Source organism: Pseudomonas sp. P108 (assembly GCF_032613195.1).
Lineage (GTDB): Bacteria > Pseudomonadota > Gammaproteobacteria > Pseudomonadales > Pseudomonadaceae > Aquipseudomonas.
Map to the genome: position 1 here is coordinate 1534666 of NZ_CP126691.1, position 17653 is coordinate 1552318.

A 17653-nucleotide genomic window follows, 5' to 3' on the forward strand; every position below is an offset into this window, starting at 1 on the left:
TGAAGCCCTATAACAATAAAGAGACGGACCCATGCAGAACTCGACCCAAGCGGCGAATGCCTGGCGCATTCTGTTCCTGCTGTTCCTCGCCAACCTGTTCAACTTCTTCGACCGCACCATTCCGGCGATCATCATCGAGCCGATCCGCATGGAGTGGCACCTCAGTGACTTTCAACTGGGCATCGTCGGTACCGCATTCACGATTGTTTACGCGATTGCCGGGCTGCCGCTGGGGCGCATGGCCGACACCGGTTCGCGCAGCAAGCTGATGGGCTGGGGCCTGGCGACGTGGAGTGCGCTGACGGCGGTCAACGGCCTGGTCGGCAGTTTCTGGAGTTTCCTGATCGTGCGCATGGGCATCGGCATCGGCGAGGCCAGTTATGCACCGGCGGCCAACTCGCTGATTGGCGATCTGTTTCCGGCGCATCGTCGGGCGCGGGCCATGGGCATTTTCATGTTGGGCTTGCCGCTGGGCCTGTTGCTGGCTTTCTTCACCATCGGCTGGATGGTCAAGGCGTTCGACAGTTGGCGCGCGCCGTTCTTTATTGCGGCGGTGCCGGGGCTGCTTCTGGCGATTTTCATGTTCTTTATCAAAGAGCCAAAGCGCGGCGCAGCGGAAACCGTGCAGGTTTCGCAAGAGAAAGTCGACAAGCCAATCCGCCGGATTCTGGCGGTGCCGACCTTTCTCTGGCTGGTGATGGCCGGGTTGTGCTTCAACTTCGCGACGTATGCCTGCAACTCGTTTCTGGTGCCGATGCTGCAGCGCTATTTCCTCATGCCGTTGCAGGAAGCAGCGGTGGCGACCGGGGTGATTGTTGGTGTGACCGGGCTGGTCGGGCTGACGCTGGGTGGCTGGATTGCTGACAAGATTCACCAGCGTGTGGCCAATGGTCGGTTGTTGTTCGCCGCGTTCAGTCTGATTATTTCGACGTTGTGCACGGCGTGGGCGCTGCATGCCGGCCGTATCGAGATTGGTGTGTTTGTCGCGGTGTTCAGTATTGGTTGGCTGTTTGCCTACAACTTCTACACCTGTGTTTACACGGCGATTCAGGATGTGGTCGAACCACGTTTGCGGGCGACGGCGATGGCGTTGTTCTTTGCCGGGTTGTATCTGTTGGGCGGTGGTTTGGGGCCGGTGGTGGTCGGTGGCTTGTCCGATCACTTTGCGCATACCGCGATGGCGGCGGCGGGGGCTGAGCAGATGACCGAGGCGTTCAAGGCAGTCGGGCTGCATGATGCGATGTACCTGATTCCGGTGGCGCTGTTTCTGACGATGGTCTTTCTGTTTCTGGCGGCGCGGTGTTTTGTGCGCGATGCGCAGCGGATGAAGGAGGGGTTGGTTGCTGTGGTTGAGCCAGAGGTCGCAGCGGCGACGGCATGATGATCGTTCCCACGCTCTGCGTGGGAACGCAGCCCGGGACGCTCTGCGTCCCTTTCCGGAGCTGGAACGCGGAGCGTCCCCTGAGGCATTCCCACGCAGAGCGTGGGAACGATCTAAATCACAGGCAACAAAAAAGGCCCGCATCACTGCGGGCCTTGTTGTTTCAGCGCTGGAGCAGGGCGGTTTAACCCGCCACCAACACCCGAATCGCTTCCAGACGCAATGCCGCTTTATCCAGCATCGCCAGACCCTGCTCACGCTGCTGGCGCAACGCGTCCAGTTCGCTGTCACGCACAGTCGGGTTGACCGCTTGCAACGCGGTCAGGCGCGCCAGTTCTTCGTCGGTGTCAGCCGCCAGACGGCGACGGGCCTCGGCCACGCGCTCGGCGTGACGCGGGGCGATCTTGTCTTCACCGGCGTTGATCCGTGGCGTCAGCTGATCGCGCTGGGCCTGGATGAACTTGTTGGCGCTGGCGCGTGGCACGCTTTCCAGCTGATCGTTCAGCGTTTCGAACGAGACGCGTGGCGACAGATCGTTGCCATTGGCATCGAGCAGGCAGCGCAGAGCGGCTGGCGGCAGGTAACGGCCCAGTTGCAGCGAACGCGGCGCCACCACTTCGCTGACATACAGCAGCTCGAGCAGCACGGTGCCCGGTTTCAACGCCTTGTTCTTGATCAGCGCGACGGCGGTGTTGCCCATCGAACCGGACAGCACCAGGTCCATGCCGCCCTGCACCATCGGGTGTTCCCAGGTGATGAACTGCATGTCTTCGCGCGACAGCGCCTGGTTGCGGTCGTAGGTAATGGTCACGCCTTCGTCGTCGCCCAGCGGGAAACTGGCGTCGAGCATCTTCTCGCTCGGCTTGAGGATCAGGGCGTTTTCCGAATGGTCTTCGCTGTCGATGCCGAACGCGTCGAACAGGGTTTCCATGTAGATCGGCAGGGCGAACTGATCGTCTTGTTCGAGGATGTCCTCGACCAGCGCTTCACCTTCGCCAGCGCCGCCGGAGTTGAGTTCCAGCAGACGGTCACGACCGGTGTGCAGTTCGGCTTCCAGACGCTCGCGCTCGGTGCGCGCTTCGTCGATCAGCGCTTGCCACTCGCTGTCGTCGGCTTCTTCGAGCAGCGGCAGCAGGCGCGGGCCGAACTGGTGCTGCAAGGCGTTGCCGGTCGGGCAGGTGTTGAGGAACGCGTTCAGCGCTTCGTGGTACCACTGGAACAGGCGCTCTTGCGGGCTGGTTTCCAGGTACGGCACGTGCAGTTCGATGATGTGCTTCTGGCCGATCCGGTCGAGACGGCCGATCCGCTGCTCGAGCAAGTCCGGGTGCGACGGCAGATCGAACAGTACCAAGTGGTGAGCGAACTGGAAGTTGCGACCTTCACTGCCGATTTCCGAGCAGATCAGCACTTGCGCACCGAACTCCTCATCGGCGAAGTAAGCAGCGGCGCGGTCACGCTCAAGGATGTTCATCCCTTCATGGAACACCGTGGCCGGGATGCCGGAACGCACGCGCAGGGCGTCTTCCAGGTCCATCGCGGTTTCGGCGTGGGCGCAGATCACCAGCACCTTGGTGCGCTTGAGCATTTTCAGCTGATCGATCAGCCACTCGACGCGCGGGTCGAATTTCCACCAGCGTTCTTCTTCGCTGGCGTCCGGTTGCGCCTGGAAGCTGACTTCCGGGTACAGCTCGGCGTGTTCGCCCAGCGGCAGTTCGAGGTATTCGTCCGGGCACGGCAGCGGGTACGGGTGCAGTTTGCGCTCCGGGAAACCCTGCACGGCGGCACGGGTGTTACGGAACAGCACGCGGCCGGTGCCGTGGCGATCGAGCAGCTCACGCACGAGGCGCGCACTGGCTTCGGTGTCGCCATCGTTGACCGCCGTCAGCAGCGCTTCGCCTTCGTTGCCGAGGAAACCCTGGATGGTTTTGTGCGCTTTGGCCGAGAGACGGCCCTTGTCGAGCAGTTCCTGAACGGCTTCGGCCACCGGGCGATAGTTGTCGCTCTCGGCGCGGAAGGCGGCCAGGTCATGGAAACGGTTCGGATCGAGCAGGCGCAGGCGAGCGAAGTGGCTGTCCTGACCGAGTTGTTCCGGGGTCGCGGTGAGCAGCAACACACCGGGGATGGTTTCAGCCAGTTGCTCGACCAGGGTGTATTCCGGGCTGGCTTTTTCTTCGTGCCAGACCAGGTGATGCGCTTCGTCGACCACCAGCAGATCCCAGCCGGCAGCGAACAGCGCGTCCTGCGCTTTCTCGTCGTCGACCAGCCATTCCAGCGCAACCAGCGCCAGTTGGGTGTCTTCGAACGGGTTGCTGGCATCGCTTTCGATAAAGCGTTCTTCGTCGAACAGCGCGACCTGCAGGTTGAAGCGGCGGCGCATCTCCACCAGCCATTGGTGTTGGAGGTTTTCCGGAACGAGGATCAGCACGCGGTTGGCGCGGCCCGAGAGCAGTTGGCGATGGATCACCAGACCGGCTTCGATGGTTTTACCCAGACCCACTTCGTCCGCCAGCAGTACGCGCGGCGCAATGCGGTCGGCAACTTCACGGGCTATGTGCAATTGGTGCGCGATCGGTTGCGCACGCACGCCACCCAGGCCCCAGAGCGAAGATTGCAGCTGGCGGCTGGTGTGTTCGAGAGTGTTGTAACGCAGCGAGAACCACGCCAGCGGGTCGATCTGCCCGGCGAACAGACGGTCGCTGGCCAGACGGAATTGAATGAAGTTCGACAGCTGGGTTTCCGGCAGGGTGACGGCTTCGTTCTGCCCATTGAGACCGTGATAGACCATCAGGCCGTCGACATCGTCGACTTGCTGCACGGTCATCTTCCAGCCTTCGAAGTGGGTGATGCTGTCACCCGGCGAGAACCGCACGCGGGTCAGGGGCGCATTCCGTAGCGCGTACTGGCGGGTTTCGCCAGTGGCCGGGTAAAGCACGGTCAACAAGCGGCCGTCCTGTGCCAGAACGGTGCCTAAACCAAGCTCTGCTTCGCTGTCACTGATCCAGCGTTGCCCCGGTTGATACTGCTGCGCCATGCTGCCTGACTCCCACCTTGAAAAAGCGGGCTATCTTAACGGAATGAGGGCTTCAGGGCCAAAGGATTAGGAGCAGTTGCGAGCTTTTAGCTGCAAGCTGCAAGTCGAAGCAGGCGGCGGTCATGCGTCGGTTTTACGAGAGAACAGGGCACCGGTGAGTGTTAACCCGGTCACAAGTTTGCGACCGACGGCTCAAGGCGCCTTTGCCGCAGCCGATAGCCTGCTGACAGGAGACCCTTTATATGTTGCCACCGATGCTCCCCCTGAGCGCTGTGCCGATCACTTCCCAGCAGGATCCGATCCGCCAGCGGCCGGACATTCCTCCGGTGGTGCCGGTGCAGGAAAGCTCCAACGAAAGCACGATCGATCTGCAAAAACGCGATCCGGAAGAGGATCGATTGCTGGCGCGCGAAGAACAGCGTCGCCAGCAAGAACGTGATCGCCGTCGTCGCGAAGCCGATGAAGATCCGGAAGAACACCTGGCCATACCCGGTACCGAGTTGAACGCCGACAACACCGTGCCGGTGGTGCCGCTGATGGAAGATCAGCCGCGTCAGGGTTTGTGGGTCGATATCGAGATCTGATCTTCGGCTGGTCAGCGCTGGTGTGACGTTGCATTATTGACGCGGTCCTGCCGGTGATGTGGCAGTTGTGATCCTTTACTGCGATGTACTGAACGCCATGAGCCAAGACGACAAACTGATCGACCTCAGCACTGAGCGCGCCAAGCGGGTGCATGACATAAAAGAGAAGCGCCTGAACGAAGTGCGCCAGGCTTTCGAGCAGGCGATGCCGTTGGGAAAAGCCAGGAAAAAGTCGAAAAACAAGCCGAAAAAGCGTTGATCTGCCCCTGCATCCTTTGATGCAGGTCATTTAATTCCCCTCCTTTATCTCCCTTCCTTGCTGGTATTGATCCCGGTCAATTTGTGCGCCTGTGTGTTTGGTAACTTAGGTCCATCGCAGCAGAGCAGGGGCCAGGAGGCCAGTCATGTTTTTCGATAACGTGGTGTTTGCCGGGGTCCTGACTGTAGGGCTGATGGTTCTGTTTTTTGCAGGGTTTGGATTTTTTATCTGGAAGGATGCGAATAAGCGCAAGAAGTGATTCTTCTGGATTGATGGGCACGCAAGGCATTTTGGGGCGACTTCGGTTGCCCCTTTTTTTTGACTTGGCGGCCTTTGGGCCGACCATGTTCTTGGGGGGTTGGGTGTATATCCGTTTTTTCGGGTGTTGCCACTGGCGGTTTCGCCCTTACGGCGACTCACTTTTTTTCAAACGCCAAAAAAAGTAAGCAAAAAACGCTTGCTCCTACGTGCGGCCCGCTCGCTGGGGCTCGGGGTTCCTTCGCTACGGGATCGATCCGGGCGCAGCGCCTACGGTTTGCTTCGCTGCACCTCCTCTCGCTGTGTTTGGCTTCGCCAAACGGTCGCTGCGCTCCCACGCCCGGATCAATCCCTCCACTCAGCCTTCCGACGTCGCCTTACAGATCAAAAGCTGCAGCCGAGCTAACGCTCATCCTGTTGAGTGGTGAAGGGCGCAGCGTGGTCGGCTTTGGATTTGTGGTGGATTTTCCCCTCACCCCAGCCCTCTCCCGAGGGAGAGGGGGCCGATTTGTGAGCCTTTCAGAATCTGAGTTCAACGCGATATCGCATGTCGGCGTACCTCCCCCAAACACCTCGATCAGTCCCCTCTCCCTCTGGGAGAGGGTTAGGGTGAGGGGCTCTTGATCTGGCATTTGATCTTGCTTCGGCTTTTGATCTTTTGCCCCATCGGCAGGCCGAGCGGAGGTGTTCATCCGGGGATAGGCGCGCAGCGCCGTGCGGCGTAGCCGCATTCATCGAGAGGAGGTGCAGCGAAGCAAGCCGTAGGCGATGCCCCCGGATGGACACCGTAGCGAGGGAACACTGAGCCTAAGCGAAGTGCCGTACGCCAGGGGCAAAGCCTTTTGGTTCCTTTTTGGCGTTTGAAAAAGGGACTCGCTGTAAGAGCGAAACCGCCAGCGGCAACACCCGCAGCAACGGATATACCCCCAATTCCAATCCCAAAACCCCAAACACAAAAAAGGCGCGATCCTCTCGAATCGCGCCTTTCTCATGTACCGCTATCTATCAACTACCCAGCGCCTTCGACGCCAGCCAGAACAGCCCGGCCGACAGCGCAACAGTCGCCGGCAAGGTCAACACCCACGCCAACAGAATGGTGCGAACCGTGCCACCCTGCAGGCCGCTCTTGTTGGCGACCATGGTGCCCGCCACGCCCGAGGACAGAACGTGCGTGGTCGACACAGGCAGACTGAAGATGTTGGCCATACCGATCAAACTGGCAGTAGTGATCTGCGCCGACATGCCCTGGGAATAGGTCATGCCTTGCTTGCCGATCTTCTCGCCAATGGTCAATACAACGCGCTTCCAGCCAACCATGGTGCCCAGGCCCAGAGCCAGTGCGACCGCCAGAATCACCCAGAATGGCGCGTATTCGGTGGTGGTGGTCAGGTCTTTGCGCAGCTTGTCGAGGTCAGCCTTTTCACGCGGTTCCAGACCCGGCAGCTTGCCAACCTTCTTCGCGGTGTCGTCCAGGCAGAGCAGGTAACGACGCACTTCAATGCGGCTTTCCGACGACAGCGAGTGGTAGTCCGCAACACCTTTGAGGGTGTGCAGCAGGGCGCTGATGGTCGGTTCGGTCTGCTGCGGGTTGCAGCGGAATTTCTCCGGCAGGTCGCCTTCCACGCTTTTGCCCAGGGCCAGGAATTCACCCAGCGAATCGGCGTTGCGCTGGTAGAACTGGCTCAGGTGCAGGGTCGCATCGCGAGTACGTTCGATCTGATAGGTGGTGCTGTTCAGGTCGAGAACGAACTGCGCAGGCACGATACCGATCAGCACCAGCATGATCAGGCCGATGCCTTTCTGGCCATCGTTTGAACCGTGCACGAAGCTCACGGCCATGGCCGAGATCACCAGGACCAGACGGTTCCAGAACGGTGGGTGCTTCTTGTCGTCGATCTTGCGGCGCTGTTCCGGTGTCTTGTGCATCTTCGACAGCGGACGCCACCACTTCAGGCCGATCAGGATCAGCGCGGCGATCAGGAAACCGGCCATCGGCGAAAACACCAGCGAGGCGCCGATGTCGATCGCTTTCTGCCAGTTCACGCCGTCGGCCAACGGAATGTCGTTGATCAGGGCGTTGGCCAGGCCGACACCGAGGATCGAGCCGATCAAGGTGTGCGAGCTGGAAGCCGGGATACCGAAGTACCAGGTGCCCAGGTTCCAGGCGATTGCCGCGGCGAGCAACGAGAACACCATCGCCAGACCATGGCCGGTGTTCACATTGATCAGCAGTTCAACCGGCAGCAAATGGACGATGGCATACGCCACGCCAACGCCACCCAGCAGCACGCCGAGGAAATTGAACACACCGGAAAAGAACACCGCCAGGTGAGGCGGCATGGCTTTGGTGTAGATAACAGTGGCTACCGCGTTAGCGGTGTCATGAAATCCATTGATGAACTCGAAGGCGAGGACAAACGTCAGGGCGAGCAAGAGGCTCACAAGCACCCAAGCATCCAGTCCGCTGAATAAATCGATCATGAAGGTTTTCTGACCCGGTCGTAAGGGGGCGCGATTATGCCAGAAAAGACTGGAAATCGATCCCCTACCTGCTCATCGGTTACACACTTCTTCGATTTAATTTGTTGCAGCGCATGAAAACCTAGCGTTCCGCAGGGTTTTTCAAGTCGTTGATTTAATTGATAAAAGCCTTTTTTAGTAGGCGATTTTACCGACGCGAAGAGGTCTCAAACGCTTGTCTGAAATATCTGTGAAACCTGTAGGACGCCCGTCCTCAGTCTGCCTGGCCGGGTGATGGCCGCTGCCCGCGGGTAGCGGGCGCGCAAGGCATCGTCGTTTCACCGCGCTTGTAACCGGTGCGGACGCAAACCTTCAAAAGATGCAAAAACCGTGGCTCAAGGCTCTTCGGCTTTGCGTTCCTTTTCGATCTTTTCGATTTCTTGCTTGAAGACCTGATCCTGAACGGTCGGGCGTTTACGCCACGCTTTGCGTTCCGGTTCTGGCTGAGCGGCGTAGGTGGTGACTTCCCCGCCGTAAACTTCCTTGTAACGTTGTTCCTGGCGCTCAAGTTCCGCGCGCAGTTCGTCTTTCGTCACAGTGCTACCTGTATGAGTTGAGTGAAGTGTCTGGTGAAACGCACTGCAACGAATCGATTGAACGAAGCCACCGAGAGTTCAATGCCAGACAGGCATTGGTTTTATCGGTGGGACGATCAAGACTTCCGTGTTACAGGCGGCTACGGCACCAGATAAAAACTGACGCAGCATCAGTTTCCTGTTTCAGCGAGCGCAGGCGTTGCATGAGTGATGCGTGTCGGGCGCTGGCCGGGCTGTTGGCGATGGACATCGCCTCAGCGGGTGACGGCCTCGGCGATTAAAAACGAGGTGCCACTGAGGTGCATTATAGCGGTCGATTCGGGAATGACTATCTTTGCCAAGTTAAAAACGGTTCCGGATGTGTGATTGTTTTGTGACTCGCAACTTTTGTCGCTAGTTGAAGTGTGCGTTGGCCGTTATTTGCCACGCGATCGGTTTTTGGCGCCATTTAGTCGAACAACTAAAGCAGTGATTCAGATAAAGGCTGAAGTTGAGCGAACCCCGGAAAGGGTTTGAAGCAAGCCGAACGGCCGATTGCGATTATCGGCCGACGGTTCGATAATCGCCCAATCTTGCAGGCCAGACGCTTGTGCATTTGCCGGCGAGCCGCTTGTATAGCCCATTGATCCGTGCCGGATAAAAGGACAAGAAATGAACGATCAAATGCGCAACTCTTTCACCTCCGTGGCGCCGCCGATCGTCGCCTCGCCGGCCAAACGCATCCAGGCGCTGACCGGTGATCCGGACTTCATGACCTCGCTGGCCCGTGGCTTGGCGGTGGTGCAGGCGTTTCAGGAGCGCAAGCGTCATCTGACCATCGCCCAAATCAGTCACCGCACGGAAATTCCCCGCGCCGCCGTGCGCCGTTGCCTGCATACCTTGATCAAACTCGGCTACGCCACCACGGACGGTCGCACCTACTCATTGCTGCCCAAAGTGCTGACCCTCGGCCACGCCTATCTGTCGTCGACGCCGTTGGCAGTGTCCGCCCAGCCGTACCTCGACCGCATGAGCGAGCAACTGCACGAAGCCTGCAACATGGCCACGCTGGAGGGCGATGACATTCTCTACATCGCCCGTTCGGCGACCACGCAGCGGCTGATTTCGGTGGACCTGTCGGTGGGCGGTCGCTTGCCGGCGTATTGCACGTCGATGGGGCGGATTCTGCTGGCAGCCCTCGATGACACATCGCTGCGTGAATACCTCGATCACGCCGAACTGGTCGCCAAGACCAGCCGCACGATCCATACACCCGATGCGCTGCTCGAATGCCTGCAGGAAGTGCGACAGCAAGGCTGGTGTATCGTCGATCAGGAACTGGAACAGGGTCTGCGCTCGATTGCCGTGCCGGTCTACGACGCTTCCGGCCAAGTGGTCGCAGCGCTCAACGTCAGCACCCACGCCGGTCGCGTCAGCCGTACCGAGCTTGAGCAGCGCTTCCTGCCGGGCTTGCTCAGTGCCAGCCGCGACCTCAGTGCGCAGTTGTTTGCCTGATGAAGCTGTTCGATAAACGCACAGTGTTGCGTTTATCGAATTGACGCTAAAACCCTCGGATCATTAATGTCGCGGCAGCGTCATCCGGCGCTGATGTGAATGAGCCCGCCGGACTGTCGACTCCCATAATAATGACAAGAGGCAACTCACCATGCGCACGCTCTCCGACTGTCTCCGCTTCACCCGCTGTTGCCGGGTTTCCCGCAACGCCTGATCCAGACCTTCTATTCTTGTGACCGTGCCGCTCTTTGGCCGGCCGCCGTTCGACTGCGTTTTTTGCGTGGAATAAAAATAATGAACCAGCCTCAGTCCGCTGTAGGTAACTGCCTCGACGTGCAGACCTTCATCAATGCCCAACCGATCTCGCGCTATCAGTGGCGGGTGGTGATCCTGTGTTTCCTGATTGTCTTCCTCGATGGCCTCGACACCGCGGCGATGGGCTTCATCGCCCCGGCGTTGTCGCAGGACTGGGGCATCGACCGCGCCAGCCTCGGCCCGGTGATGAGCGCTGCGTTGATCGGCATGGTCTTCGGCGCATTGGGTTCCGGCCCTCTGGCTGACCGCTTCGGGCGAAAAGTCGTCCTCGTCGGCGCGGTGGTGCTGTTCGGTGCCTTCAGTCTGGCGTCGGCGTACAGCAGCAACGTAGAGCAATTGCTGGTGCTGCGTTTCCTCACTGGCCTGGGTCTTGGCGCCGGGATGCCCAATGCCACCACGCTGCTCTCGGAGTACACCCCGGAGCGCAAGAAGTCGCTGCTGGTGACCAGCATGTTCTGCGGTTTCAACCTCGGCATGGCCGGTGGCGGGTTCATTTCCGCCAAGCTGATTCCGGCGTTCGGCTGGCACAGCCTGCTGCTGATCGGCGGGATCTTGCCGTTGATTCTCGCGGTGGTGCTGCTGTTCTGGCTGCCGGAATCGGCGCGTTACCTTGTAGTCCGTAACCGTGGCACCGACAAAATCCGCAAGACCCTGGCACCGATCGATCCGGCCACCGTCGCCCAGGCCGCAAGCTTCAGCGTGCCGGAACAGAAAACAGTGAAGGCGCGCAACGTCTTCGCCGTGATCTTCTCTGGCACTTACAGCACCGGCACCTTGTTGCTATGGCTGACCTATTTCATGGGCCTGGTGATTGTTTATCTGCTGACCAGTTGGCTGCCGACGCTGATGCGTGACAGTGGCGCGAGCATGGAACAAGCCGCGTTTATCGGTGCGTTGTTCCAGTTCGGCGGGGTCTTGAGCGCGGTCGCGGTGGGATGGGCGATGGACCGCTTCAATCCGCATAAGGTCATTGGCACTTTCTACCTGCTGGCCGGGGTGTTTGCCTACGCGGTCGGGCAGAGTCTGGGGAATATCACGTTGCTGGCGACGCTGGTGCTGGTGGCAGGGATGTGCGTGAACGGTGCGCAATCGGCAATGCCGTCACTGGCGGCGCGGTTCTATCCAACGCAGGGGCGGGCGACCGGGGTCTCGTGGATGCTGGGGATTGGCCGCTTTGGCGCGATTCTCGGGGCGTGGATGGGCGCGACCTTGTTGGGCCTGGGCTGGAATTTCGAGCAGGTGCTGACGGCGTTGGTGATTCCGGCGGCGTTGGCCACCACGGCGGTGGTGATTAAAGGCATGGTCAGTCATGCGGATGCGACTTGAGTTTCATGCGTAGAAATATTCGTTGAATGTTCTGGCCTATTCGCGAGCAGGCTCGCTCCCACATTTGGAATGCGTTCCCCTGTAGGAGTGAGCCTGCTCGCGATGCTTTTGATTCGATTGTTAGGAGAACAACAATCCGTTCGATAAACGAACACTCAGTCGATTATCGGATTGTTTGGCCATTTCCCTAGGCTTAATCTGCAGTGACTCCGGCGCTGAACCTCGCGCCTTTTTATCACTGGCGATTCATTACAAAAACAGGAGCCCGCTCCATGGCTGAGATCCTTTCGCTGCACGACGCGGTGAAGCAATTCGTCAACGACGGCGACACCGTCGCGCTCGAAGGCTTCACTCACCTGATCCCTACGGCCGCAGGTCATGAAATCATTCGTCAGGGCAAGAAAGATCTGACGCTGGTGCGGATGACGCCTGACCTGATCTACGACCAACTGATTGGCGCCGGTTGCGCACGCAAACTGATTTTCTCCTGGGGCGGCAACCCGGGTGTGGGCTCCCTGCACCGTCTGCGTGACGCGGTCGAGAAGCAATGGCCGCACGCGCTGGAAATCGAAGAACACAGCCACGCTGACCTGGCGAATGCCTACGTCGCCGGTGCTTCCGGGCTGCCATTCGCGGTGCTGCGTGCCTACGCCGGTTCCGACCTGCCGAAGGTCAATCCGCTGATCAAAACCGTGACCTGCCCGTTCACCGGTGAAGTGCTGGCGGCCGTGCCGTCGGTGCGCCCGGACGTGACCGTGATCCACGCACAGAAAGCCGACCGCCAAGGCAATGTGCTGCTGTGGGGCATTCTCGGTGTGCAGAAAGAAGCCGCACTGGCCGCCAAACGCTGCATCGTCACTGTTGAAGAAATCGTCGACGACCTCAACGCGCCGATGAACGCCTGTGTATTGCCGACCTGGGCCTTGAGCGCAGTCTGCCACGTACCCGGCGGCGCGCACCCGTCCTACGCCCACGGTTACACCGAGCGCGATAATCGTTTCTATCAAGCGTGGGATCCGATCGCCCGCGACCGTGAGACGTTTACCGCGTGGATCAACGAATACATCCATGGCTGCGCTGACTTCAGCGCGTTCCAGGCCAAGTTGGCCGCTGCTTCGGAGGCCAAGTAATGACTTACACCACCAATGAAATGATGACCGTCGCGGCGGCCCGTCGCCTGAAGAACGGCTCGGTGTGCTTCGTCGGCATCGGCCTGCCGTCGAAAGCCGCCAACCTTGCGCGTCTGACCTCGTCGCCGGACGTGGTGCTGATCTATGAGTCGGGCCCGATTGGCGCCAAGCCAAGCGTGCTGCCACTGTCGATCGGTGACGGTGAGCTGGCGGAAACCGCTGATACCGTCGTACCGACCGGTGAGATTTTTCGCTACTGGTTGCAGGGCGGGCGCATCGACGTCGGTTTTCTCGGCGCCGCGCAGGTCGACCGTTTCGGCAACATCAACACCACCGTGGTTGGCGATTACTTCTCGCCGAAAGTGCGTCTGCCGGGTGCCGGTGGCGCGCCGGAAATTGCCGGTTCGGCGAAAAGCGTGTTGATCATCCTTAAACAGTCGGCGCGTTCGTTTGTCGACAAGCTCGATTTCATCACCTCGGTCGGTCACGGCGAGGGCGGCGATTCGCGCAAACGTCTGGGCCTGCCGGGCGCCGGTCCGGTCGGGATCATCACCGACCTGTGCATCATGGAGCCGGAAGCGGGCACCCATGAGTTCGTGGTCACCGCGTTGCATCCTGGCGTGACCCGCGAGCAAGTGGTCGCGGCCACCGGTTGGGCGATCCGTTTTGCCGAGCATGTTGAAAACACCGCTGAACCGACTGAAGTCGAACTGACTGCGCTGCGCGATCTCGAAGCGCGTACTGCCGCCGCCCACGGCCAGGCACCGGGAGAAGCATGATGCGTGACGTTTATATCTGCGACGCGATTCGCACGCCGATTGGCCGTTTTGGTGGCGGACTGTCCGCTGTTCGCGCTGATGATTTGGCCGCCGTGCCGATCAAGGCCCTGATGGAGCGCAATCCCTCGGTGGACTGGAACGCCATCGACGAAGTCTTTCTCGGCTGCGCCAACCAGGCCGGTGAAGACAACCGCAACGTTGCGCGTATGGCGCTGCTGCTGGCCGGCCTGCCGGACAGCGTGCCGGGCGTGACCCTCAATCGCCTCTGTGCTTCGGGCATGGACGCCATCGGTACGGCATTCCGGGCGATTGCCAGCGGCGAGATGGAGCTGGCGATTGCCGGCGGCGTCGAGTCGATGTCCCGCGCGCCGTTCGTGATGGGCAAGGCTGACGCGGCTTTCTCGCGCAACATGAAGCTGGAAGACACCACCATCGGCTGGCGTTTTATCAACCCGTTGATGAAGGCGCAGTACGGCGTCGACGCGATGCCGCAGACCGCCGACAACGTCGCCGACGACTATAAAGTCTCGCGCGCCGATCAGGACGCTTTCGCCCTGCGCAGCCAGCAACGTACCGCCGCCGCGCAGGCCGCCGGTTACTTCGCCGAAGAAATTGTTGAAGTACGGATTGCCCACAAGAAGGGCGAAACCGTGGTCAGCCAGGACGAACATCCGCGCGCCGACACGACGATTGAAGCACTGACCAAACTCAAACCGGTTAATGGCCCGGACAAAACCGTCACCGCCGGCAATGCTTCCGGGGTCAACGACGGTGCTGCCGCACTGATTCTGGCTTCCGCCGAAGCGGTGAAAAAACATGGCCTGACCGCCCGCGCCAAAGTGCTCGGCATGGCCAGCGCCGGTGTGGCGCCGCGGGTGATGGGCATCGGCCCGGTGCCGGCGGTGCGTAAATTGATCGAGCGTCTTGGCGTAGCCGTCAGCGATTTCGACGTGATCGAACTCAACGAAGCGTTTGCCAGCCAAGGTTTGGCGGTGCTGCGTGAACTGGGTCTGGCGGATGACGCCGCGCAAGTCAACCCGAACGGTGGCGCGATTGCCCTCGGTCACCCGTTGGGCATGAGCGGTGCGCGTCTGGTGCTGACCGCGCTGCATCAGTTGGAAAAGACCGGTGGCAAGAAAGGTCTGGCGACCATGTGCGTCGGTGTCGGCCAAGGTCTGGCCCTGGCCATCGAACGCGTCTGACGCAAGCCGTGACGAAAAAGAACAGAGGAAAGCGACATGTCTGACAAGCCTGGTTACCGTCGTCCGCAGGAAGGCACTCAGCCTGAGTACCTGCACCCGACGTATCAATCCACCAACCTGCGCTCGCCGTCGAAGCCATTGGTGTTTCTGCCGCACTCGCTGTCGGAAATCACCGGCCCGACTATCGGCGCCGAGCGTGTGGGCGACACCGACAACGACTTGACCGCCCAGCATGAAGGCGAGCCACAGGGCGAACGCATCATCATTCACGGCCGCGTGCTCGACGAAAATGGTCTGCCGGTGCCGGGAATTCTGGTGGAGATCTGGCAGGCCAACGCCGCCGGCCGCTACAACCACAAGCGCGACCTGCACGATGCGCCGCTGGACCCGAACTTCACCGGCACCGGCCGCACCGTCACCGACGCCGATGGCTGGTACCAGTTCCAGACCATCAAGCCCGGCGCCTACCCGTGGGGCAACCACCACAACGCCTGGCGCCCAGCGCATATCCACTTTTCGCTGTTCGGGCCGAGCATCCTCACGCGTCTGGTCACGCAGATGTACTTCCCGGGCGACCCGCTGCTGGCTTACGACCCGATCTACAACTGCGTGCCGGACACTTCGGCCAAAGAGCGCCTGATCGCCAGTTTCGATCTGGAAAAAACCATTCCGTCCTACGCCCTCGGTTATCGCTGGGACATCGTGCTGCGCGGGCGTGAAGCCACGCCGATGGAGAAATAAGATGACGCTGACTGCGACCACGTCCCACACCGTCGGGCCGTATTACCACATCGGCCTGACCTGGCTGAACCGCGAAAACCTCACCGTCGAGCAGACCCTCGGCGAGCGTGTGGCGATCACCGGGCAAGTGGTGGATGGCAATGGCGATGTCGTCAACGACGCCATGCTTGAAGTCTGGCAGGCGAATGCCGCCGGCAAATACGACCACCCGGAAGACGAGCAGGACAAACCGCTCGATCCGAATTTTGAAGGTTTTGGCCGGGTGCCGGTGGATGCTGAAGGGCGTTTCCGTTTCACCACGATCAAACCGGGTACGGTTGAGGGGCTGAAAGGCTCGACCCAGGCGCCGCATCTGGTGGTGCTGGTGTTTGCCCGTGGCTTGGTCAAGCACTTGCTGACGCGGATCTACTTTGAAGGCGAGCCGGCGAACGTCGATGATCCGTTGCTCGAATGTGTGCCGGCCGAGCGTCGTAGTACGTTGCTGGCCAAGCAGGACGCCTCGGGTGTTTACCAGTGGAATGTGATTCTGCAGGGCACTGATGCCGAAACCGTGTTCTTCGATTACTGATCGCTGCCTACTGATCGTTCCCACGCTCTGCGTGGGAATGCCGCCATGGACGCTCTGCGTCCACTGTGACGCGGAGCGTCACCGGATGCGTTACCACGCGGAGCGTGGGAACGATCGATATAGGATGTGGAACGGGACTGTTGCAAAGTATGTCTAGACTCTCACTGTCCCTATCGAGTGAAAAACAATGACAACCACCACTGCCTCCCATTACACCGGTGAAGAGCGCAGCAAGCGTATCTTTGCCATTGTCGGCGCCTCGTCCGGCAACCTCGTCGAATGGTTCGACTTCTACGTCTACGCCTTCTGCGCGATCTATTTCGCCCCGGCGTTTTTCCCCTCCGACAACCCGACCGTGCAACTGGTCAACACCGCAGGCGTGTTCGCTGCCGGTTTCCTGATGCGCCCGATCGGTGGCTGGATTTTCGGCCGGGTCGCCGACAAGCACGGGCGCAAGAATTCAATGCTCATCTCGATTCTGATGATGTGCTTCGGCTCGTTGCTGATCGCCTGTTTGCCGACCTATAAAGACATCGGCGTCTGGGCACCGGTGCTGCTGTTGTTCGCCCGTCTGCTGCAAGGCCTGTCGGTCGGCGGCGAGTACGGCACCACCGCGACCTACATGAGCGAAGTCGCCCTCAAGGGCCAGCGCGGATTTTTCGCCTCGTTCCAGTATGTGACCCTGATCGGCGGGCAACTGCTGGCGGTATCGCTGGTGGTGGTTCTGCAGCAATTCCTCACCGAAGAAGACCTGCGTGCCTACGGCTGGCGGATTCCGTTTGTGGTCGGTGCGGTGGCGGCATTGATTTCGCTGTTCCTGCGTCGCAGTCTGAAAGAAACCACCAACAAGGAGACCCGCGAACACAAAGACGCTGGCAGCATCGCTGCGCTGTTCCGCGATCACAAAGCCGCGTTCATCACCGTGCTCGGTTACACCGCCGGTGGCTCGCTGATTTTCTACACCTTCACCACGTACATGCAGAAGTACCTGGTGAACACCGCCGGCATGCACGCCAAGACCGCCAGCTACATCATGACCGGCGCACTGTTCCTTTATATGTGCATGCAGCCGCTGTTCGGCATGCTCGCCGACAAGATCGGCCGACGTAACTCGATGCTTTGGTTCGGCGCGCTCGGTACGCTGTTCACCGTGCCGATTCTGTTGAGCCTGAAAAGTGTCAGCAGTCCGTTCCTCGCGTTTGTGTTGATCACCGTGGCGCTGGCGATCGTCAGTTTCTACACCTCGATCAGCGGCCTGGTGAAAGCCGAGATGTTCCCGCCGGAAGTCCGCGCCCTCGGCGTCGGTCTGGCTTATGCGGTGGCGAACGCGATCTTCGGCGGTTCGGCGGAATTCGTCGCGCTGAGCTTGAAGAACATCGGCATGGAAAACTCCTTCTACTGGTACGTGACGGCGATGATGGCGATCGCCTTCCTGTTCAGTTTGCGTTTGCCGAAGCAGGCGGCGTACTTGCACCACGATCTCTAACCCGATGCGCGCGGGTCGCCTCGGCCCGCGCCGGCAAGGACTG

Annotated in this window: 15 protein-coding genes; 12 read left to right on the top strand and 3 right to left on the bottom strand. The window is 60.2% G+C overall.

Annotation, left to right across the window (positions count from 1 at the left end; translation table 11 throughout):
* Positions 1–31: 31 nt before the first annotated feature.
* Positions 32–1381 carry a spinster family MFS transporter gene (locus QOM10_RS06710; RefSeq protein WP_127926119.1) on the top strand — a complete coding sequence of 450 codons (1350 nt, stop codon included), beginning with the start codon at positions 32–34 and terminating at the stop codon, positions 1379–1381.
* 184 nt (positions 1382–1565) lie between these two features.
* On the opposite strand, the gene rapA is transcribed toward QOM10_RS06710, so the two are convergent.
* A complete protein-coding gene (gene rapA, locus QOM10_RS06715; protein WP_127926121.1) occupies positions 1566–4412 on the bottom strand; it encodes an RNA polymerase-associated protein RapA in 2847 nt (948 codons plus the stop codon).
* A 242-nt stretch (positions 4413–4654) separates the two neighbouring features.
* On the opposite strand from rapA, the gene QOM10_RS06720 reads away from it, so the two are divergent.
* From QOM10_RS06720 to ccoM, 3 genes are all read left to right on the top strand, one after another.
* Positions 4655–4996 (top strand): aspartate-semialdehyde dehydrogenase, encoded by a 342-nt coding sequence (locus tag QOM10_RS06720; protein WP_077571425.1) that lies wholly within the window; start codon positions 4655–4657, stop codon positions 4994–4996.
* 97 nt (positions 4997–5093) lie between these two features.
* Positions 5094–5255, top strand: a complete 162-nt coding sequence (locus tag QOM10_RS06725) for a hypothetical protein (protein ID WP_095119184.1) — start codon at positions 5094–5096, stop codon at positions 5253–5255.
* A gap of 145 nt (positions 5256–5400) precedes the next feature.
* On the top strand, positions 5401–5514 hold the full coding sequence (gene ccoM / locus QOM10_RS06730) for a cytochrome c oxidase subunit CcoM (protein ID WP_003222396.1): 114 nt from the start codon (positions 5401–5403) through the stop codon (positions 5512–5514).
* Between the two features lie 1004 nt (positions 5515–6518).
* On the opposite strand, the gene QOM10_RS06735 is transcribed toward ccoM, so the two are convergent.
* A complete protein-coding gene (locus QOM10_RS06735; RefSeq protein WP_034153067.1) occupies positions 6519–7994 on the bottom strand; it encodes an inorganic phosphate transporter in 1476 nt (491 codons plus the stop codon).
* A 374-nt stretch (positions 7995–8368) separates the two neighbouring features.
* Positions 8369–8569, bottom strand: a complete 201-nt coding sequence (locus QOM10_RS06740) for a hypothetical protein (RefSeq protein ID WP_127926122.1) — start codon at positions 8567–8569, stop codon at positions 8369–8371.
* A 651-nt stretch (positions 8570–9220) separates the two neighbouring features.
* On the opposite strand from QOM10_RS06740, the gene pcaR reads away from it, so the two are divergent.
* From pcaR to QOM10_RS06780, 8 genes are all read left to right on the top strand, one after another.
* Positions 9221–10063, top strand: a complete 843-nt coding sequence (pcaR, locus tag QOM10_RS06745) for a pca regulon transcriptional regulator PcaR (RefSeq protein ID WP_007917109.1) — start codon at positions 9221–9223, stop codon at positions 10061–10063.
* Positions 10064–10357: 294 nt separating this feature from the next.
* On the top strand, positions 10358–11704 hold the full coding sequence (locus tag QOM10_RS06750; RefSeq protein ID WP_127926124.1) for an MFS transporter: 1347 nt from the start codon (positions 10358–10360) through the stop codon (positions 11702–11704).
* A 272-nt stretch (positions 11705–11976) separates the two neighbouring features.
* Positions 11977–12834: a CoA transferase subunit A gene (locus QOM10_RS06755; RefSeq protein WP_099758203.1), complete on the top strand. Its 858-nt coding sequence runs from the start codon at positions 11977–11979 to the stop codon at positions 12832–12834.
* Complete coding sequence (locus QOM10_RS06760; RefSeq protein ID WP_316917773.1) at positions 12834–13613, top strand: CoA-transferase subunit beta; 780 nt, start codon at positions 12834–12836, stop codon at positions 13611–13613. Before QOM10_RS06755 ends, QOM10_RS06760 begins: the two co-directional genes overlap by 1 nt.
* Positions 13610–14815, top strand: a complete 1206-nt coding sequence (gene pcaF, locus QOM10_RS06765; protein WP_174244436.1) for a 3-oxoadipyl-CoA thiolase — start codon at positions 13610–13612, stop codon at positions 14813–14815. Before QOM10_RS06760 ends, pcaF begins: the two co-directional genes overlap by 4 nt.
* A gap of 36 nt (positions 14816–14851) precedes the next feature.
* A complete protein-coding gene (gene pcaH / locus QOM10_RS06770) occupies positions 14852–15556 on the top strand; it encodes a protocatechuate 3,4-dioxygenase subunit beta (RefSeq protein ID WP_008080089.1) in 705 nt (234 codons plus the stop codon).
* 1 nt (position 15557) lies between these two features.
* Positions 15558–16124 carry a protocatechuate 3,4-dioxygenase subunit alpha gene (gene pcaG, locus QOM10_RS06775; RefSeq protein ID WP_095119179.1) on the top strand — a complete coding sequence of 189 codons (567 nt, stop codon included), beginning with the start codon at positions 15558–15560 and terminating at the stop codon, positions 16122–16124.
* A 187-nt stretch (positions 16125–16311) separates the two neighbouring features.
* Positions 16312–17610, top strand: a complete 1299-nt coding sequence (locus QOM10_RS06780; RefSeq protein ID WP_122845035.1) for an MFS family transporter — start codon at positions 16312–16314, stop codon at positions 17608–17610.
* The last annotated feature ends 43 nt before the right edge of the window (positions 17611–17653 follow it).